This is a genomic window from Aedoeadaptatus acetigenes (assembly GCF_025566985.1).
Lineage (GTDB): Bacteria > Bacillota > Clostridia > Tissierellales > Peptoniphilaceae > Aedoeadaptatus > Aedoeadaptatus acetigenes.
On record NZ_JAOQJD010000002.1, the window covers coordinates 106,605 to 125,671 of the forward strand.

Consider the following 19,067-nt stretch of genomic DNA (forward strand, 5'->3'; position numbering starts at 1 on the left):
CCTCCTTATCCGCGGGAATCGACGATGGTGCCGCCGCCCACGACTTTGTCCCCGTCGTAACAGACCACGGCCTGGCCCTTAGCGATGGCGCCGTGGGGTTCGTCGAAAATCAGGGTGATATTTCCGTCTTTTTTGTCGATTAAGGTGGCGGAGGTCTCCACGCCGTGGTAGCGGGTGCGGGCGGTGACGTTCAGGCGATCCGTTTCGGGATAGCTTAGCCACTGAAAGTCCACGGCATCCAGCTCCTTCTTTTTCAGATGCTCTTTGTTTCCCACGACGACGCGATTTTTCTCCATATCCTTGTCGAGAACGTAGACCGGGTGGCCCGCCGCCACGCCCAGGCCCTTTCGCTGGCCGATGGTGTAGCCCACGGCGCCCTTGTGGCGGCCGAGAACGCGGCCTTCTTCATCCACAATATCGCCTTCGGCGTAGGTTTTGTTTTCCCTCCGCTCCAAAAAACCCTTGTAATCGCCGTCGGGGACGAAGCAGATGTCCTGGGAGTCGTGTTTTTTAGCGTTGACCAGGCCCGCTTCTTCGGCGATTTTACGCACTTCGCTCTTTTCCAATTCCCCCAGAGGGAAAAGGGTGTGGGCCAATTGCTCCTGGCTCAGACTATAGAGGACGTAGGACTGATCTTTCTTTTCGTCCGGGCCCTTTAAAAGGGTGTAGCGCTTCAACTCATCGTCGTATTGGATGCGGGCGTAGTGGCCCGTGGCGATGTAGTCGCAGTCCAGCTCCTTCGCCCGGGTGTAGAGGTCTTCGAATTTTAAGTAGCGATTGCAGTCGATGCAGGGATTGGGGGTCCAGCCCTTTTCGTAATAGGCGACGAATTTGTCGATGACTTCTTCTTCGAAGCGTTCGGAAAAATCGTAGACGAAGTAATCCATGCCGAGCTTCGCCGCCACCATGCGGGCGTCGTCGATGTCGTCAAGGGAGCAACAGGTGTGGCCGGTGTGGGCCACCGTGTCGTTTTCGTACAGTTTCATGGTAACGCCGATGCATTCGTGCCCGGCTTTTTTCAGTAAATAGGCGGCCACGGAGGAATCTACGCCTCCGGACATTGCGACGAGTATGCGACTCACGATCTCTTCCCTTCTATTATTTCTCTTAATGCGTTTAAAAAAGCTTCCACTTCGTCCATGGTGTTTTCCCGCCCCAGGGACAGGCGCATGGGCGCGCGGTTCCTTTGATCCACGCCCATGGCCTCGAGGACGTGGCTCTTTGTGGCGGCGCCGGCCTGACAGGCGCTTCCCCCGGAGAGGGCGAAGCCGCGGCGGTCCAGCTGATACAAGAGGACGTCTCGGGAGATGCCCTCCACCATGGCGTGGGTGATGCGGCCGTCGGCGGCGGGGACGGTGAGGGTGACGCCGTCGATTTCGGCGAGGCCTTCCCGCAAACGGCTTGTCAGGTGGCCGATGTGCTCGGCGTCTTCTTCCCGGCGGGCCTCCGCTTCTTTCAGTGCCTCCACCATGGCGCAAATACCCGGCACATTTTCCGTGCCGCTTCGAATGCCCCGCTCCTGACCGCCGCCGTAGATGACGGGCTCCAGCTCTTTTCGCGTTAAGAAGATCCCCACGCCCTTGGGCCCGTAAAATTTATGGCCGCTCATGGCCACGGTGTCGGCGAAGGCGTAGGTATCCGCGGGGCGGTGGCCCGCCGCCTGCACGGCGTCCACATGAAAGTGTACGCTCTCGGGAAGGCCTTCTTTGATCTTATCCAGCGGCTGGAGGGAGCCCACTTCGTTGTTTACGGCCATAACGCTGACCAAAAAGGTGTCTTCTCTCACGGCGGCGAGGATATCTTCGGCACGGACCACGCCGTTTTTATCCGGGGCGATAAAAGTAACCGCCACGCCCTCTTTTTCCAGGGCTTCGGCGCATTTCAACACAGCTTCGTGTTCCATGGCCGTGGTAATCATGTGGCCCGGGCTCTGTTTTCTGTTTTTGTAGGCGCTCATGATGGCGATGTTGTCGGCTTCCGTTCCGGATCCTGTGAAGAGGACGTTTTTCATGGAAAGGCCGAAGAGCTCCGCCACGTCCAGGCGGGCGCCTTCCAAGGCGTTTTTCGCCTCACGGCCCAAGCGGTGTTGGCTGGAGGGATTGCCGTAGCCTTCTTTTAACAGGGCGGTCATGGTGTCGATGGCTTTTTCGCTCATGGGACAGGTGGCCGCGTGGTCGAAGTAAATCATGGATCTCCTTTCACAAAAACAGCTCCTCGAAAGGAGCCGTCATCTTACTGCAGGGCGCTCGCCCGCGCTTTCACAGCGGGGGGAACGCGGCGGGATTCTTTTATTTTCCGAATGGTCTTCTTGTGCACCGAAGCAGGTAGGGAGCCTTCTTCCAGTCGCCTTAGGACGGCCTCCGGTTCGTAAAGGGCGGCTTCGGCGAAGAACCAGGCCATGGCCATGTCCACGTAGTAATGGCCGCTTTCCGCGGTCTCCACGGCGTTCATGAGCCTTTCGGGATCTTCCTTCACATGGCGCAGGGCCAAGACGATGCCCAGTCTGCGGCCGTAGGGCGCGGGGGATTTCATAAGGCGAATGTAGTCCTCGATGTAATCTCCCTTATAAAAGGCCCGCGGATCCAGTGCGTCCACCACGGCCCAATTGTCCAAATAGGGCACAAACGCATCCATGGCCCGAATGGCTTCCTCGGCGGGCAAGCCGTTGATCAAAAGACTATGGAGGATATTTTCCTCGTAGGTCTCGTGGGGCAAGTCCGCGAGAAAAGAGCGGTCCACGCCCTTTGCCAATTTCCTCAATGCGGGCATGGGCACGCCTAAAATCGTCTCCGGAGCCACGGTGGGGATCAGTTTTTCCGAAAAGGCCTTGTGTTTCGCCGTGGCCGATGCCCTGAGGGCGGCATTTAGATCCTTCATTTCACCAGTTTATAGATAATAACGAGAAGGATCAAGAGGGCGAGGGCGATAAGGACCGGGCTGATGCGGCCTTTTTTCGCCGGCGCTTTCGCCTCGGCTTCGATTTTCTTTTTCTCGAGTTTCACATCGTCCGCCGCTTGGATTTTTTCTTTCGGTGCTTTTTCTTCCGGCTTCGCTTCCGCTTTCTTTTCCGCCGTGCTTTCTTTTTGCTTGACTTGCGGCCTTTCCGATTCTTTTTTGAAGTCGTCGGCGGCTTGGATTTTTTCTTTCGGTTCCGCTTTCGCCTCTTCCGGCATAACTTTCGGCGCTTCCGGCTTTTCTTCTTTTACAGGTGCCGCTTCCTTTTCTTGCGCTCTTTTCGCTTCCTTGCCCTTGTGGCTTTGATGCTCAAGGCGCTTTCTCTCGGCGGCATCTCCGTCTTGGGCCTGTTTTCTCGCCGCTTTTTGCTTGCGCTTTAAGGCCTGTCTCTTGCGCTTGTCCATGGGCTTGGATAAGTCGATTTCCTCTACCTGCGCTTCTTTCGGTTCCTCGGGAGCTTCTTTTACAGCGGACTCTTCAACGGTAGGCACGTCCTCCACAACGGGCTCCTCAACGACAGGCGCTTCTTCCACGGCGGGCTCCTCAACAGCAGGGGCTTGTTCCGTAGCAGGCTCTTCAACGACAGGCGCTTCTTCCGCTTTTTCTTCCGCCTCTTCGGCAACAGGCGCTTCTTCTGCAACGGATTCTTCTACAACCGGAGCTTCTTCTGTCGCAGCTTCCTCAACCGCAGGCGCTTCGTTTTCTTCCGCCTCTTTGGCAACAGGCCCTTCAAATGCATCGGCGGCTTCGATGGTTTCCGACGGTTCTTCAGTCGTATCTTCCGCCGCTTCTTCAGCCGCCTCTTCCGCGACAGGGGACTCCGTCTTTTCTTCGGCGGAAACTTCTTCGACGACAGGCGGTTCTTCTTCCACCGATTCTTCTTCCACCGCGGCCTTCTCGATTTCTTCCGGGGCAGCTTCTTCCACGGCCGCTTCCGACGCTTCTACCGTCGGTTTTTCTTCCGCCGCATCCTCGTCCTCGGGCTTGTAACCCAGGGGATAGACCATGGGCGTCCCGCAGGACGCGCAAAATTTGACGCCGGGCTCATTATTATTTCCGCAAAAACGACACTTCATTTCATTCCCTCCTTGACATAGTCCTTTGGATAGATCTATACCCGAGAGATGGCTATTTATTGCACGAATGCCGAATATTAGGAAATAAATTTATTTCTTCGCCGGTATCTTCAGAAGTTTTTCCACGGGCAATTGGGCGATGAGAATGGCCGCAAACAAGAGCGCACAACCCAAGGCTTCCCGCCCCGTCAAAGATTCGTTTAAGAACAAAAAGCCCCCTAAGAGGGAAAATACCGATTCCAAGCTTAGGATCAAGCTGGCCGTTGTCGGGTCCGTGTGGCGTTGGCCCAAAATCTGCAGGGTAAAGCCCACGCCGCTTGAGAGAATCCCCAGGTACAAAATTGCCGGCAGGGCCTTGGCGTATTCCCCGAAGAAGGACGCCCCGGTGGGCAGAACGAAGAAGAAGGAAAGGATCGCCGCCGTGAAAAACTGGATGCAGCTCATGGCCACGCCGTCGACATCCTCGGCAAAGTAGTCGATGACGAGAATGTGCACGGCAAAGGCGATGGCGCAGAGAAAGATGAGGAAATCCCCGAGGCCCATGGAAAAGCCCGCGCCCTTTTGTATGCTGATAAAATACAGGCCCACGGCGGCAATGGCCACGGCGAGCCAGGTCTTCTTGGAAATCGCGTGGCGAAGCAAAATCCCGCCCATGGGCACGAGGACGATGTAAAGGGCCGTAATAAAGCCGGTCTTGCCGGCGGTGGTGTATTGAAGGCCGTATTGTTGCAGTGCCATGGCCACGCTCAGACAGATGCCGCAGCAAATGCCCCCTTTAATCGTGGCCCCGAGATCCTTTCCCACGCCTCTCAGTTTCGGAACAAACAGGAGAATCACGAGGAGGAAAAGCCCCGCCGCCAGGGAACGGTGCATGTTTAATACAAAGGGATGGATGTGGTTCATGCCGGTTACCTGAACCACCACGCCCATGCCCCAAATAATCGTGGTAAGGACTAAGAGGAAGATGGCTTGATTACGCTTCATCCTCTCCCCCCTTGTTCAGCACCACGCCGGTGGCGTGCATACTGAAAATCGCCTGGAAGCAGAGCTTGTCCTTTTGAAAGAAGTGCACTTCCACATTGTCGTTGACCTTGCCCCGCTTGTTGAAAAAGGCCTCAGCCACCACTTCCCCTTCGTAGAGAGGGGCGTGGTAGAAGCAGGAGGCGCTTTGGGTGACGACGACGCCTTCCCGGTCGCAGAGAATGGCGCTGATTACATCGGCCATGCCGAAGTGAATCATGCCCTGGCAGGTGCCGGCGGAGTTAATGGCCCCGGGCCACACTTTCCATGTGCAGGTCATGCCCCCGTCCCGACGCTCGACGACCTTCAGTTCGGAATCGTCCATGAGGCGATGGTCCACGCTGTCTTGTAGGTATTCGTAGCGATCCATAGTTCCTCCTTACTCCATCTCGATTTGTTCCGCTTGCGGCATATAGGCCATGTCGAACATGCCCTTGGCACAGAGCTTGCCGTTTTGGGTCACTTCCGCTTCCATGACCGAGGTGTATTTACCTACTTTTTTAAAGTCGGCGCGAATGTAGGCGTCCCCTAAGAGAACGGAGCGGTAGTAGTAAAAGTTGACGCCTCGGGTGAGCAGGTGGTTGTTCCGCAGGCCCAGCGCCGCGCAAATGGCGTCGGTAACGGAATACACCGCCCCGCCGTGGGCGATGTCCGCGGGATTTAATACCGTCTCGTCCACATGCCAGCGGGCGTAAATCGTATCGTCCGTATGCTCCAAAATCGTGAGATCAAAGAGGCTCGTAAAGCGCTGAAAAATTTCCCGCACTCTCTCTTGTCTCCATTCTTCCATTCTGCACCTCCTATAAAAAACGCAGTTGCCTGCTGTAATTTTCTTCCAATGCGGACACGCTCAGGCCCAAGAGGCGAAGCTTCTCGCCGCCGTAAAGGGAATCGAAGAGGGCCTTGGCCTCCCTATACAATGCCTTTTCCCCTTCCACCGGCTCGGGGAAGGTCTTGGACTTGGTGTGGGTGTCGAAATCCCGCGTCTTGATCTTCACGGTCACCGTGTAGCCCACAATGCCCTTTTTCTCCATGAGAAAGGCCGTTTGCCGCGCCGATTCCATAAGCCGCTCCTTAAAAAAAGCGCGGCTTCGGGTCTCGGGGAAGGTCTCTTCCGTGCCGATGGATTTTCGCTTCCTGCCGGGCTCCACGAGCCTTAAGTCCACGCCCCGCACCCGGTCGTAGAGCTCCGTGCCCATTTTGCCGAAGCTCTCCTTGAGAAAATCCCGCTCCAAAAGGAGCAGATCCGCCCCGGTGTGAATCCCGAGTTCACGGAGCCGCGCCGCCGTCTTCTTGCCGATGCCGTGGATCTTTGAAATGGGAAGATCCTTGATGATTTCCCTCCCCCGCGCTTCGTCGATGACCGTAAAGCCCGCGGGCTTGTCCATGTCCGAGGCGATTTTTGCGAGAAATTTATTGTAGCTCAGCCCGCAGCTCATGGAAAGGCCGAAGCGCCGCGCCACTTCCCTCTGCATGGTCTTCGCCAGTGCGGCAGGATCCTTGGCGCCGGTAATATCCAAATAGGCCTCGTCGATGGATACCTGCTCCATTTTGTAGCCGTAGTGCTCCAAATAGCCGAAGACCTTTCGGCTCACCTCGCCGTAGACGCCCTTTCTCGTCGGCACCACGATGAGATTCGGGCACAGGCTTTTCGCCATAAACATGGGCATGGCCGAGTGCACGCCGTATTTTCTCGCCTCGTAGCTCGCCGTGGTCACGATGCCCGAGGGATTTCTCCCGCCCACGGCCAGGGGCTTGTTTTTCAGAGCGGGATTCAATAAAATCTCAACAGAGGCGAAAAACGCATCCATATCCACATGTAAAATGTCCATATGCATCACCAATCTACTATAACAAAAAACCGCCGCCGGCGGAAGTGCGGCGGGTAAAGGAGAATCCATGAAACAAAAAATTGCCCTCTTCGATTTCGACCGCACGGTGATCTCGAAAGATTCCATTTTTATATTATACGACGTGACAGCGCGAAAAATCCCCGGCTTTCGGGCAAAACTTTACAAAGAGCTTGTCACGGGGAGCCTCCTTCGCTCCCCGAAGGCCGTGAAGAAAAATGTAAAGAACAGTTTTCTCTCCATGCTCAGCTACTACACGGATGATGAAATCAAGGCCTTCGTCTACGAGGACGTCATGGCCTATGCCTTTAAAGAGGCCGTGGACGAAATCTACGCCCTGAAAGCGGCGGGCTACTACCTGCTTCTCGTCTCCGCCTCCGTGGAAGACTACCTGAAGTACGTGGCCGACGTGCTTCCCTTCGATCACATTATCGGCACGAAAACCGACGAGGATTTCGAAATGGTGGGGGACAACAACAAGCACGCAAAAAAGGTGGACAATATCCTCGCCCATCTCACGGAAAAGAACATGGAAATCGACTACGAAAACAGCGTGGCCTACAGCGATTCCCTGGCCGCCGATCGCCCCATGATGGAGCTGGTAAAGACCCGCTACCTCATCAACAACAAAACCGACGCCGAGGGCTATTTGCATCTGAACTGGAAGGAAAAAGCCCAAGGCCCCTTCCGCGCCTGATCCGATTAAATTTTTTCTTCACTGGGTATCTATTTTCTAAGGTATTTTACAAATTGATGAATGCACCTTTACGTGCGCGGAATAGATCACAGATTAGGAAGGAATGAAGTATGAGTCAAATCATTTTTTACGGCGTCGAAGGGGAGGCGCGGCGGGCCCATTTACTGGAGGCCGCTGCGGCACAGGCCATCGACCTGCGGGAAGTCGAAAAAGAAGAAGTGGGCGAGCTTTTAGGCTATTTTGCGGGCCTTGAAGGCTACGAAAAGACCGGGGATAAGGCAGAAGCCCCGGATGAGGAGCTCGTGGTTTTCGTGGACCTGCACTCCCACGATCTACAGGAGATTCTCCTCGCCCTCAGGGAAATGGGCGAGATCTTCCCCCACAAGGCGGCCATGACCGAAACCAACAAAGACTGGTCCTTCGCCCGGCTCATTAACCACATTCGCCGGGAAAATGCCGTCATTCAGGCTTGGTCGCAAATGATGGCCGTGGCCAAGGAGGTCATCGAAGCCCAGGAATCCGAGCCCACTCAAGCGCGGGACGAGGCCCTCACCTTTGCCAAAAACCTTCGCCTAAAGGGCGAAGACATCGAAGAAAGCGACGTAAGAGAAGCCATTCGCCGCTTAAAAGAAAGTCTATAAAAGAAAAACGAGTCCCACGCAGCGATGCAGGGGCTCGTTTTTTATGCTTCTTTTTACGGATTGAGGGAGTGAAGATCCAAGCTGTCGGAAACATTCACCCGCTTTAATCGGCGCAGAGTCTCGGGCAGATACTTCACCGTGTAATTCTTCCCTTCCTCCGAGGTGACGCTCACCTTGTAGCCCGCCTCCGTAAGGAGCACTTCCGTCAAATCGTCGTGAATGCCCTGGGGATAGGCGAAGGCGTAGGGCGCGTGGTCGTTGAATTTCTCGTACACCGCCTTAAACCGTGCGTCGTCGGCCTTAAAAGCCGCCATAAAGTGTTCTTCATCTTCCCCTTTGAGCCTGCCCATGTTTTCCCTGAAGGTGCTGCCCTCCACCTTTTGTGTTTGGTGGAAGAAGTAGCTGTGGGAGCCGTACTCGAAGATATCGGCGCAAGCAAGGGCCTCTTCGGGAGAAAAGTGGCGCTTCATGGGTTTGTCCGTGCCGGGATAAGTGTCCATGCCCATGGTCTTTCCGATGGGAAAGATCGTGGCCACTTGATTGTATTTTTTAAGCAATGGATAGGCCAGCTTTAAATTGGAATCGTAGCCGTCGTCGAAGGTAATGAGGGCGAATTTTTCCGGCAGATCCCCTTTTCCCTCGACGAAATTCATCAGGTCCTTAAAGTGGACGGTTTGAATCCCCTCGTCCTTGAGGTACTGCAAAAATTCCTCGAATCGCGCCGGAGAAATGGTGTAGAGGCCGTCGCCCTCATCCGCCAGGTGGTGGAAGGCGAAGATGTAGTAGCTGCGCTCCAAAACCTCGGGGGCCTGGGCTGCGGCTTTCTCCACGCGACCTTTCGCAATAAACTTCCCGTAATTTCCCTCGCCCTTGTAAATTTTATCCAGCATCATGGCGCCCATGGCGTTTCTGAAGTGGGATGGATCGTAGAAAAACCGGGGATCCTTCTCCAGAGGCGTGTTCGTGAAATCCCAAAAATCCACAGTCTCGGCAAGCTTTTTGTAGTAGGCATCCACTTCTTCTTTGTCGTAGCGGGCATTTTGCCCGGCATACATAGGCGTCAATAGAAAGGTAATGGGAATGTGGTTTTCGTCGCACATGGCCTTGATCCTTCCGATGGCGGCGATGGCCTCGTCTTGCGAAGACAGGGGGATTTTTTCCGCGGGAATGTCGAAATGCTGATTCTTCATGTACTCTTCCGAAGATCCCATGTATTCCACGTCCCGCACCCGCTTGTCGTAGCTTCCGTCTTCGTGAAAGACGTCGAAATTTTTCGGAATGTAGCTGTCCTCTTTTTTTGCCGCGATTTTGTCCGCGCCGTAGCGGGGATTGGCGAAGAGGTAGTTTTTGTAAAAGGTGAATTTATTTTCCCCGCTCACATCCGGATGAAGGAGGTAATTTAAGTCCCGATTGTTTTCGTGGTACTTCGTGGCCGAGGGAATGGCCAGAGGCATAATAATGGACTCCACGGGATAATTCTTCACCAAAAAGGCCACGGTCTTTTCCGTGTCGTAAAGGTCCGCGCCGTAGTGAAAGACATTGTAGTAGTCCTTTCCCGTGTAGGCCTTGAGCTTGTCCAAGGGAATGGAGCTGGCCCCGGATGCGCCGACGATGAAATTTTTATACTGTTTTTCTTTTTGGTGGGTCTTTAAGTAGGTGATCTTCGCCGTGCGGGGATTTTGCGTGTAATCGTAGCCGTACCAACGAAACAGAGGGTCGCCGAAGACATTAAAGGGATCGGTAAGCCCATTGAAGGCGGCGATGGCAATAAAAATCCCCAGGGCGATGAGTAAAAACAGCCGATTAAATTGTTTCGTCTTCTTTTCCATAGTTCACCTAGTAGTTTCTGTAAATAAATTCCACGGACCGGTAGCCTTGGGCGTAGACGCCGAAGTAGAGAATCACCGCCATGGCGCCGAAGATAAGGGCCGCCTTTACCGGCATCTTGGCGGAAAGGATCCGCTCCGTCACATCCACGCCGCGCTCTTGAATCGACGAGATCACGGCCACGACGAGAAAGGCCAAGCCGATGACGGCAAAATCCTTCGGCTCCACGCCGAAGTCCCCGTGGCGGAAGCTGAAGTCCCGAAGGGTTTTTTTCAGCATGAAAATCGCCTGGGAAAAACTTCCGGAGCGGGTAAAGTAGCGGCCGATAAAGACCAAAAAGGAGGTGCGGATCACCTGAAAGGCCCGGTAGGGCGCCTTTTGATCGTCGATGGAGAGGGCTTTTTTCACCGCGTTAAATCGCCGCTCGAAGAGAAGGGACAGAGAGATCAAAGTCCCGTTGTAGAGGCCGAAGGCGATGAAATTAAAGCCGCCGCCGTGCCAAATGCCGATGAGCAAGTAGACGATGTAGGTGGAGATGGTTAAGGTAAGCACCTTGCCGCCGTGGCGTCCCAAAATCCGGCGGGATTTTTTGTTAATGGTACCGAAGGTCTTCGTCAGGGACAGGGGAAAGAACACGTAGTCCCGCATCCACGCCCCGAGGGTAATGTGCCAACGGCGCCAAAAGTCCGTAAGGGACGTGGCGAAAAAGGGCCGCTTAAAGTTTTCCGAAAGCTCCACGCCGAAGAGATAGGCCACGCCTCTTGCGATGTCGATGCCGCCGCTGAAGTCGCAGTAAATCTGAATGGAATAGAAAATAATGGCGATAAACACGAAGCCGCCGCCGAAATCGTCGGGATGATCGAAAATCCCCGACACCACGAGGGCGGCGCGATTGGCGATGAGGAGCTTTTTAAAATAGCCGTAGAGCATGAGAAGAAGGCCCCGGCTAAAGGAGAGGCTATCCGCTTCCGCCCGGTAAAGGTCCTCGGAAATGGCGTCGTAACGGGAGATGGGCCCCTGCACGATTTGCGGAAAAAAGGACAGATACAGGGCGTATTTTAAGAGATTGTCCGCCGGCGGGTATTTCTTCCGGTACAGGTCGATAATGTAGGATGTGGCCTGAAAGGTGTAGAAAGAAATCCCCAGGGGAATGGCGATCTTAAAGGCGGAAAGATCCGTAAATTTCACCAAGGACAAAAGGCCGAAATTCACGGCCAGGGTGGCGAATAAAAGAGCCTTGTTCTTGGTTTTGTAGAGGATTTTTCCCGCGAAGTAGGTGGTGAAAATGGCCGTAAACAGATAAAAAAACGCCCTGATGTCGTAGAGCGCGTAGTACAGAAGGGAAGCGGCCAGTAAGACTTGCCACTTGCAACCGACGACGCGATAGATGACGACGAAGAGGGCGACAAATAAGAGAAAGGAAAGTTCGGTAAAGGCCATTATAATTTGTCGATAAACTCGGCGATGGTATTGACAGACTCAAAATTTTCCGGCAAGAGTTCCGACACGTCGATGGTAATGTCGAAGGCATCTTGCAGCTCCAACACCAGGCTCACCATGTCGAAGGAATCCAAAATACCTTCTTCGATTAAATCTGTATCTTCTTTCACCACTTCGCCGGTGATGCTTTCGATGATTTCAATGATTGATTCTTTCATAGCTCCTCCTTCGATTCTTTCCCATTATACAATTAGCCGCCGGTTATTTCAATTCCGGTGCGTAGACCATGACCGCCGAATGAAAGCCGTCTTTTCGAAAGCCCGCCTTCTCGTACAAAGCCGCGGCTCCGCCCTCGGCGTCGGTCCACACGGTGGCCCGCTTTTTTTCGATGCAGGCGGCCACGTAGTGCTTCACCAGCTCCAGGGCCAGGCCCCTGCCGCGGCGAGAAGGCTCCACATACAAATGCTCGATGGTCTGTTCCGTCGGGCTTATGGAATACTGCAAAAAGCCCGCTCCGGGAATGCCGATCACGCGTCCTTCTCTTATGTCCCTCTCGATTTCATCCGTGGATTGATGATTCCCCGAAACGGGATCGAAGGCGGCGATGCCCCGGGCCACAAAGTCCCCGTCGTCCAAAGTCACGACGCGAGGGGAAATTTCCCCCAATCCTTCCTTCAGACGAAGGCGCAGGCGCATTTTATAAAGGCGAAAGCCCACGGCCTCGGCGGCTGATATGTCCGGCCGGCGACCGACGATTTCTGTGACCAACGCCTCGTTCAAATCCAAGGGCTTCTGCTCCTTTAAGTAATAGGTCACGTGCCATCGGTCGTTTTTCTTCGTGCCGATGTAGAGATCCCCGTCGTCAAAATAGCGCAGATCCTCGAGCTCCTCTACATAGCGGCGGCGGTTCATGTAGTCGTTGTTCACGCTCCCCTTGTAAGCAGCCAGGCGCGTGTCCAAGTCCCTTTCGTCTTTAAAGGGCACCATGTTCATAAGCGTCCTCCAATGCCTTTCGGTCGATTTTTCCGTTTCGCGTCGTCGGCAGCGACGCCACGTGGATAAAGCGGTCCGGAATCATGTAGGCGGGCAAATGGGCCTTAAGCCCCTTGCGAAAATCCATGCGGGAGAACTCTTCCCCGGTGTAGACGGCGACGATTTTCTCCTTTTCGCGGTCGTAGAAACACATGCCGTCTTTGATGCCGAAGGCAAAAAGGGCCCGCTCCACTTCCCCCAATTCGATGCGGTAGCCGTGGCGCTTGATCTGATCGTCTTCTCGGGCGAGAAATTCGATTTCGCCCCGCCCATTTCTTCGCACAATGTCGCCCGTGCGATAGACGATCTCCGGGTAGCGGCTGTTCAATGGATTTTGCACGAAGGCGGCCTTCGTCTTTTCCGGGTCCTTGTAGTAGCCATAGGCCACGCCCGTGCCCCGCACCACCAGCTCGCCCTTATCCGCCGGCACATCGCCGTCTAAAATCATTAAATCCATATTTTCGCAGGCCCTGCCGATGGGAATCACTTCCCCGGGACCGAAATCCCGATTCACCTTGTAATAGGCGCAGTCCACGGTGGTTTCCGTGGGCCCGTAGAGATTAAAGTAATCCGCCGAGACGGCGTCGCGCCAGATCTTTAATTTCTCCGCGGAAAACGCCTCCCCGGCAAAGGCCACCACCTTTAAATGCTCCGGCACCGCGGCGTCGAAGACCTTGGAATTGGCCAAGAGATTCATGGCGGAAACGGACCAGAGAATGGCGGAAATTTTGTGTTCGTTTAAATACTCCACGGCCTTTACGGGAAAGAGAAAGAGCTTTTTGTCCATTAAATGCACCGTGGCCCCTTCCCCCATCATAAGGGCCAGCTCCTTTACCGACGCGTCGAAGTACAGGGGCGTTTGATTGGCGATGTTAAAACTTGCATCGATGCCCAAAGCTTCGGGGATCCAGTCCATAAAATCCACCACCATTTTTTGGGCTACCACCACCCCCTTCGGCGCCCCGGTGGAGCCGGAAGTAAAGAGGACGTAGCAGGGATCGGCGTCGATGATTCCTTCCCTGAGGCGATTGACATCCACCGCCCCCGTCGCCTTCGCCTTCGATGAAATCGCCGTAAGATTTAAGGATTCAAAGCAATTTTTTTCGTGAAAAATCCCCGCCTCGGCCTCGAGCTTTTCGGCGATTTGCTCCATGCGCCCCGCCGCTTCCTCGTCGCTTACGGGCACGTAAAAATTCCCCGAATAGAGCACGGCCAAATAAGCCACCACCGTTTCGATGTGCCGATTCACGGCGACGAGAATGGGCTTGCTTGCAGCGCCGGTTGTTTCGTAAAGGGCCGCCGCCAAATCTAGGGCCTCTTTTCTCAGTTCGGAAAAGGTAATGGACCGCACGCCGTCCACCAGGGCGATTTTATCTCCGTGTTTTTCCACGGTCTGTTCAAATTTATCGATAACTAACATAAACACCTCGGCTAAATTCTACCACGTATCAAAACCCCTGACCACAATCCTCCTTTTTCCGACGAAAAAATCGAGCAGGCAAAAGCTTGCTCGATCATGGCCTTTATGTTCAATCCGATTTATCGCCGTTCGAAAAAATTCCGTCGCCTGTTTCTTCTCCATCTCCGACTTTATCCTTGTTTTCCGCTTTTTCTACCTTCTCTTCACGCACCACATCAAAAGCGTCCAGTGCGTGAGGTAATAAAATTAACATGATAACGGCGATGACGATGCGTATGTAAAGATCGACAAAATTAATGGAATCTTCCCATACTAAAATGCGATTATTTCTGGCTATCAGAGCGAGAAAAACCATGCTAATGACGTAACCGTACTTTTTGTACCCTTTCTTCATGTGATTTTCTCCTATCTTTTTCGAGGTATTATTTCGATAAAGCATACTCTCCGGTTACTACTGTTTTTGCACCTCGTCTTCTTTTTCGTCTTTTCCCTCGTTTTTTTCCGCCGCCCTATTATAATCCACGGTCTCCAGCGCGCGGGGAAGCATGAGCAAAATCACCAGAATAAAAAGAAGACGCAACTCATACTCTCGAGTATCGATAACAACGTCATTCGGAAGGCCGATCCACGGATTCCACGCCAACAAGCCTAAGAAAAACAGGCTGATGGCATAACCGATCTGCTTAAAATCTTTTCTCATAAAATCACCTCATTGATTAAATTTTCTATTGTCTTCCAGGTTACGCCCCTACACCCCGCTCCATGACAAAGCGGAGAATGGTAACGATCAATAGCAGAAGTGCCAAGACGCGGGAGATTTTTCGATCGTGTTTTGCCAGCCACGGGTACTTTGCTAATCGCGCCTTCTCATCGGATAAGTAAAGCGGCAAGGTGGCGAAGGCATAGAGTGCAACCAACACCGTCATCATCAGTTGGATTCGAACAATGGTCATAAGGGCTCCTTTCTTTTCGTCTCACTACTATAACGTTTCACAAAGGAAAAACTGTACAGTCTTTTTGAAATTTTTATTTCTTTTCACGGATGGATTCGGCCATTTTTATCAAATCATCCACCGTAACATCTCCATCAAGTATGAAAATATAATCTTCATTTTCCATCGTAATGGAATTTGAAAACCCTTCACGTTTGGATACATAGAGGAATGCTTCATTTTTTCCTATGTTTATTTTTTTTCTTTCTCCGTTTTCATTGTCTTCTCCAATGGTAAATGCACCGTCTTTCGCGACGCACTCAAAGCTAAAGTTTTTTCCTTCCTCGTTCTCAAAAAATGTAATTTGATATCCCTCATCTAATTTTTCAATTTTAGATACTTTATAACCCCTCGGAACATAGGTGATTTCCCAGTCTTTTTTCTCTACCTTCTCCTTTTCGGTAAAGTAGATGGCGGTGTGGTCGCTAAACCACGCTTCCACATAGGATTGAATTTGGGCCAGGGCATCGCCGTGAAAGGCAAAGAGGCTCCCTAGGCCGATCCCGGCCACGAGAAGAACGGCGGCGGCTTTTTTTAAGGGATTTTTCTTTTTGTTCCTTTGAATGGCGGCGAGGATTTTTCGGTCGGTTTCAGTCGAGAGGGCGAAGGCACGGTCGTGGTCACTTGTCCACTGCTCTTCGAGGGCGCGGATCTCTTCTTCCGTGTTTTTCTCCATGGCGTTTTTTATCCATTGATCCAATTGCCGATCATTCATTTTCCCCCTCCTCTCCCAGCATTTTTCGCAATTTTTGTTTAATTCGATAGAGCTTCACCTGAACCAAATTGGTGCTTATGGCCAGCTCTTCTGCGATTTCTTTGTAGGATTTCTCTTCAAAATACTTTAGGTACAGGATCTGTTGGCCCAGGGGATCCAGTTTTTTTAATGCCTCCCGGGCCATTTGCTCCCGCTCTTTTTTAAGATAGGTCGCCGACAGATCGTCGAATGCATCGAGGGCATCATCATACGCGTCCGGGGCCCGATTCGCCCATTTCTTCTCTCTTCGCAGTCGATCGATGCATTTGTATTTCATCATGGTGACGGCTACTTTTCTGAATTCGTCGTCTGAAAGATCGGCGTAATCGGCTTTTCTCTCAATGATGGCGAGAAAACATTCCTGGAGGGCGTCTTCCGCTTTTTCTTTTGAGCCCAAGCATTTACTTCCGTAGGCCGTGAGAAAGGCCTTCTGCTTTTCGTAATGGTGTTCGATTTTTTGATTGAATCTTTCGTCTTTTCTGTGCTGTAAAAGCAAGGGGCGCCCTCCTTTCTCTTTTTATTAAAACAAAGCATGTGTAAAAATACAATATTTTATTTGCCTCATCCCGGAGATTTTACACAAAAAAACAAATCCCGAAGGCATCGAGATTTGTCTCATGGAAAATAGTTTTGCCCTTACCGCGGTCCTTTTTTCGGAAGGGTGAATTCGAAAATGGTCCCGGCGGGTTGATTGTCTTTAATATGGATTTTTCCGCCTAAGCGACCGGCGATTTCTTTTACGAGGGCCAGGCCCACGCCGTAGCCGTCGTGGTTTCTCGAGGGATCGGCCCGATAGAAGAGGTCGAAGGCTTTGGCCTTGGCTTCTTCATCCATGCCATATCCCGTGTCGGCCACAGTGATAAGTGCATCTTCGCCTTTTTCCGAAAGGACGATGCTTAAGCTGCCTCCGGGTCGGTTGTACTTAATGCCGTTGTCGATGAGATTGTACAACGCCCGCCCCAGGAGGGCGTCGTCGATTTCAAGGACCATGTCTTCTCCTTCGAGGGAAAGGGCTACGTCTTTCGCCTCGGCCTTTTCCTCCAGATCCAAAAGAAGCTCCTGGCCCATGGCCTTGATATTGACCGGGCGAAATTCCGGGGCTGTGTCCCGGCCCAAAAAGAGGATCTCTTCCACTAAGTCGGAGAGGCGGCGAATGTTTTTCTCCATGCTTTCCACGAAGACTTCAAGTTCCGGATCCATGGGGCCTCTTTTTTTCTTAAACACGTCTACGCGGGTGCGCAACACGGCCAGGGGCGTGCGCAGTTCGTGGGCCACGTTCACGGAAAAGAGCCGCTCTTTTTCGTAATTGTCGTAGATTTTATCCAGTGTCTTTTGAAAGGCTTCGGAGAGGGCCACGATTTCGTAGGCCCCTTCTTTCAGCACCAGGCTGTCTTTTTCCGCCATGGCGTCCATGTCCGTGGCCGCCACTTTTTCCGTTAAAATCGCGAGAGGGCTCAAGGTGCGGCGAATCAAAAGAATAAATATGCCGCCGCCGATAAGGCCTGTGATGAGAAAGACGCCGATGGCATAGAGCTTGAAATCCGCCAAATGGCGCACTTCTTCCTGGTCGATAAAGACCATGACCGAGTCCCCTTCCGCCTTTCCCTTCATGCGGCTTTCCACTTGGGCGGTGAGGTTTTCGGCGATGTCCTGCTGGCGCCGGGCGATGAGAAAGTTTGAGAGGACGAGCATAAGCATCAAGAGGGCCACGCTCGCCGCCGTCAGCTTGAATATAATGGAGCGCCTCGTTTTATTCCCTATCAATGACATAGCCCCTTCCGATTTCGTTTCGTATGATGTTTTCTCCCAGGGCCTCTTTAATCTTTCGCCTCAGGGCGGACATATGCACCCGCACGGCGTTGGACACATCGCTTACATTCATATCCCACACATGTTCCATCAATTCCTCGGCGGAAATGTAGCGGCCCTGATTCAAGATCAGGTACTCGAAAATGCCCAGCTCCTTGGCCGTGAGCTTGATCACATCCCCGTCCACGGTGAGGATTTTTGTCGCCGTGTCGAAGGACAGGTTTTTGTAATGAATGATTTTGTCTTCCACCACCTGTTTTCTGCGGAGAAGGGAGCGGATCCGCGCCTCCAATTCGTCGAAGTGAAAGGGCTTGATTAAGTAGTCGTTGGCCCCGAGGTCCAGCCCCTTCACCCGATCCGCCACCTGGGTGCGGGCGGTCAGCATGATCACATTGACCTGCTTGTCTTCTTCGCGAATTTCTTTGAGCAGGGTAAAGCCGTCGATTTTCGGCAGATTAATGTCCAGCACGATGAGATCGTAGGTTTCGCTCCAAAAGAGATCCTCCGCCTCGGCGCCGTCCGCCGCCGTATCCACGGCGTAGCCCGAGAGTCTCAGCCCTTCGGCGATGGATTCCAACAATTCCTTTTCATCTTCTACAATTAACAGTCGCATGGCGCCTCCTTTTTTCTCATTATAGCAAAAACGCAAACAGGCATGGCCTCTTTGCGTTTTGTGAATCTTTTAGTTTTCAGGTATTGCTTTTGTTTTTTGCTTCATGCACAGGCCTTTTGTAATGGCGCCGGTGGGGCAAGCCTTCTCGCACTGACCGCAGCGAATGCACTCGGCGGAATTTTCGTTTTCCACGGGATTTACGTTCATCTTGCAGGCCCTTGCGCATGCGCCGCAATTGATGCAGGCCTTATCGTCCAATCTGTATTTAAAAACAGAGATGGGATTGAAGAGTGAGTATACGGCCCCGAGGGGGCAGATGTATTTACAGAAGGGACGATAGATGACGATGCTTAGGAAAATCGTGGCGGCGAGAATGGCGCCTTTCCACGCGTACAAAAAGCCTACGGCGCCTCGCATGCTTTCGTTTTTCAGGACCAAGGGAAGGCCCCCTTCGAGCATCCCCACGGGGCAGATGAGTTTACAAAAATAGGGGGATCCCTGACCCAGGACGTCCACGAGAAAAAGAGGGAGGAGAAGGACGAAGATCAAAAGGATTGCGTATTTTAATTTTCTCAAATGCTTATCCGCTTTGAAGGTTTTTATTTTCTTCGGGAAGGGGATTTTGTGCAAAAGATCCTGTACCAGGCCGAAGGGGCAGAGCCAGCCGCAGACGAAGCGGCCCATAAGGGCACCGATAAAGAAGAGAAAGCCCACCACGTAAAAGGAAAATTTGTAGTCCATATTTCCGATGACGGCCTGCAGGGCGCCGATGGGACAGGCCCCCTTGGCCCCGGGGCACGAATAGCAATTCATGCCCGGCACGCAGAGGTTTTTCATCTTGCCCTGATAGATTTTTCCCGTCTTAAAGCCTTCCATATAGGAATTGGTGGCGAGAAACCACAACCCCTGAAAGAGGTGGCGCTTCGTTTCTTTCATGGATT

General features: G+C 52.9%; 23 protein-coding genes. 2 read left to right on the top strand and 21 right to left on the bottom strand.

Translation table 11 applies throughout. The annotated features are described in order from the left end of the window. Positions 1–5 precede the first annotated feature (5 nt). The 8 genes from mnmA to OCV31_RS01440 form a co-directional block, all read right to left on the bottom strand. Complete coding sequence (gene mnmA, locus OCV31_RS01405) at positions 6–1,082, bottom strand: tRNA 2-thiouridine(34) synthase MnmA (RefSeq protein ID WP_148471908.1); 1,077 nt, start codon at positions 1,080–1,082, stop codon at positions 6–8. Next, the gene (locus OCV31_RS01410) at positions 1,079–2,188 is read right to left on the bottom strand and encodes a cysteine desulfurase family protein (RefSeq protein WP_148471910.1); all 1,110 of its coding nucleotides are present in this window, start codon (positions 2,186–2,188) and stop codon (positions 1,079–1,081) included. The genes mnmA and OCV31_RS01410 overlap by 4 nt, the downstream gene beginning before the upstream one ends. A 44-nt stretch (positions 2,189–2,232) precedes the next feature. Beyond that, positions 2,233–2,877 (bottom strand): DNA alkylation repair protein, encoded by a 645-nt coding sequence (locus OCV31_RS01415; RefSeq protein ID WP_148471912.1) that lies wholly within the window; start codon positions 2,875–2,877, stop codon positions 2,233–2,235. Further along, positions 2,874–4,031, bottom strand: a complete 1,158-nt coding sequence (locus tag OCV31_RS01420; RefSeq protein ID WP_148471914.1) for a zinc ribbon domain-containing protein — start codon at positions 4,029–4,031, stop codon at positions 2,874–2,876. Before OCV31_RS01420 ends, OCV31_RS01415 begins: the two co-directional genes overlap by 4 nt. A gap of 90 nt (positions 4,032–4,121) precedes the next feature. Beyond that, complete coding sequence (locus OCV31_RS01425) at positions 4,122–5,015, bottom strand: DMT family transporter (protein ID WP_148471916.1); 894 nt, start codon at positions 5,013–5,015, stop codon at positions 4,122–4,124. Beyond that, positions 5,005–5,421, bottom strand: coding sequence for a PaaI family thioesterase (locus OCV31_RS01430; protein WP_108831320.1), 417 nt, complete (start codon positions 5,419–5,421; stop codon positions 5,005–5,007). The genes OCV31_RS01425 and OCV31_RS01430 overlap by 11 nt, the downstream gene beginning before the upstream one ends. 9 nt (positions 5,422–5,430) lie before the next feature. Continuing rightward, positions 5,431–5,841 carry a PaaI family thioesterase gene (locus OCV31_RS01435; protein ID WP_148471918.1) on the bottom strand — a complete coding sequence of 137 codons (411 nt, stop codon included), beginning with the start codon at positions 5,839–5,841 and terminating at the stop codon, positions 5,431–5,433. A 10-nt stretch (positions 5,842–5,851) separates the two neighbouring features. Then, positions 5,852–6,883 (bottom strand): DNA polymerase IV, encoded by a 1,032-nt coding sequence (locus tag OCV31_RS01440; protein WP_148471920.1) that lies wholly within the window; start codon positions 6,881–6,883, stop codon positions 5,852–5,854. A gap of 67 nt (positions 6,884–6,950) precedes the next feature. Here OCV31_RS01440 and OCV31_RS01445 point away from each other — a divergent pair, with 67 nt between their 5' ends. Both OCV31_RS01445 and OCV31_RS01450 read left to right on the top strand, forming a co-directional pair. Then, the gene (locus tag OCV31_RS01445; RefSeq protein ID WP_148471922.1) at positions 6,951–7,598 is read left to right on the top strand and encodes an HAD family hydrolase; all 648 of its coding nucleotides are present in this window, start codon (positions 6,951–6,953) and stop codon (positions 7,596–7,598) included. A 110-nt stretch (positions 7,599–7,708) separates the two neighbouring features. Beyond that, the gene (locus OCV31_RS01450; protein ID WP_148471924.1) at positions 7,709–8,239 is read left to right on the top strand and encodes a DUF3783 domain-containing protein; all 531 of its coding nucleotides are present in this window, start codon (positions 7,709–7,711) and stop codon (positions 8,237–8,239) included. Positions 8,240–8,292: 53 nt separating this feature from the next. On the opposite strand, the gene OCV31_RS01455 is transcribed toward OCV31_RS01450, so the two are convergent. From OCV31_RS01455 to OCV31_RS01515, 13 genes are all read right to left on the bottom strand, one after another. Beyond that, positions 8,293–10,068 (bottom strand): polysaccharide deacetylase family protein, encoded by a 1,776-nt coding sequence (locus tag OCV31_RS01455; RefSeq protein WP_148471925.1) that lies wholly within the window; start codon positions 10,066–10,068, stop codon positions 8,293–8,295. 7 nt (positions 10,069–10,075) lie between these two features. Then, complete coding sequence (locus tag OCV31_RS01460; protein ID WP_148471927.1) at positions 10,076–11,506, bottom strand: MBOAT family O-acyltransferase; 1,431 nt, start codon at positions 11,504–11,506, stop codon at positions 10,076–10,078. Beyond that, entirely contained in the window at positions 11,506–11,724 is a 219-nt protein-coding gene (locus tag OCV31_RS01465; protein WP_148471929.1) for a phosphopantetheine-binding protein, read from the bottom strand. Before OCV31_RS01465 ends, OCV31_RS01460 begins: the two co-directional genes overlap by 1 nt. Positions 11,725–11,767: 43 nt before the next feature. Beyond that, positions 11,768–12,499, bottom strand: a complete 732-nt coding sequence (locus tag OCV31_RS01470) for a GNAT family N-acetyltransferase (RefSeq protein WP_148471931.1) — start codon at positions 12,497–12,499, stop codon at positions 11,768–11,770. After that, on the bottom strand, positions 12,480–13,958 hold the full coding sequence (locus OCV31_RS01475) for an amino acid adenylation domain-containing protein (RefSeq protein ID WP_148471933.1): 1,479 nt from the start codon (positions 13,956–13,958) through the stop codon (positions 12,480–12,482). The genes OCV31_RS01470 and OCV31_RS01475 overlap by 20 nt, the downstream gene beginning before the upstream one ends. 109 nt (positions 13,959–14,067) lie before the next feature. Then, positions 14,068–14,352, bottom strand: coding sequence for a hypothetical protein (locus OCV31_RS01480; RefSeq protein WP_148471935.1), 285 nt, complete (start codon positions 14,350–14,352; stop codon positions 14,068–14,070). A gap of 57 nt (positions 14,353–14,409) precedes the next feature. Beyond that, complete coding sequence (locus tag OCV31_RS01485) at positions 14,410–14,658, bottom strand: hypothetical protein (RefSeq protein WP_148471937.1); 249 nt, start codon at positions 14,656–14,658, stop codon at positions 14,410–14,412. A 40-nt stretch (positions 14,659–14,698) separates the two neighbouring features. Continuing rightward, positions 14,699–14,911, bottom strand: a complete 213-nt coding sequence (locus tag OCV31_RS01490) for a hypothetical protein (protein WP_148471939.1) — start codon at positions 14,909–14,911, stop codon at positions 14,699–14,701. 73 nt (positions 14,912–14,984) lie between these two features. Then, positions 14,985–15,665 (bottom strand): DUF4367 domain-containing protein, encoded by a 681-nt coding sequence (locus OCV31_RS01495; protein ID WP_148471941.1) that lies wholly within the window; start codon positions 15,663–15,665, stop codon positions 14,985–14,987. Next, positions 15,658–16,200 (bottom strand): RNA polymerase sigma factor, encoded by a 543-nt coding sequence (locus tag OCV31_RS01500; protein WP_148471943.1) that lies wholly within the window; start codon positions 16,198–16,200, stop codon positions 15,658–15,660. Before OCV31_RS01500 ends, OCV31_RS01495 begins: the two co-directional genes overlap by 8 nt. 140 nt (positions 16,201–16,340) lie before the next feature. Then, positions 16,341–17,468: a sensor histidine kinase gene (locus OCV31_RS01505; protein WP_148471946.1), complete on the bottom strand. Its 1,128-nt coding sequence runs from the start codon at positions 17,466–17,468 to the stop codon at positions 16,341–16,343. Then, complete coding sequence (locus tag OCV31_RS01510; RefSeq protein WP_148471948.1) at positions 17,455–18,126, bottom strand: response regulator transcription factor; 672 nt, start codon at positions 18,124–18,126, stop codon at positions 17,455–17,457. The genes OCV31_RS01505 and OCV31_RS01510 overlap by 14 nt, the downstream gene beginning before the upstream one ends. Positions 18,127–18,195: 69 nt before the next feature. Then, positions 18,196–19,062 carry a 4Fe-4S binding protein gene (locus OCV31_RS01515; RefSeq protein ID WP_148472044.1) on the bottom strand — a complete coding sequence of 289 codons (867 nt, stop codon included), beginning with the start codon at positions 19,060–19,062 and terminating at the stop codon, positions 18,196–18,198. Positions 19,063–19,067 lie beyond the last annotated feature (5 nt).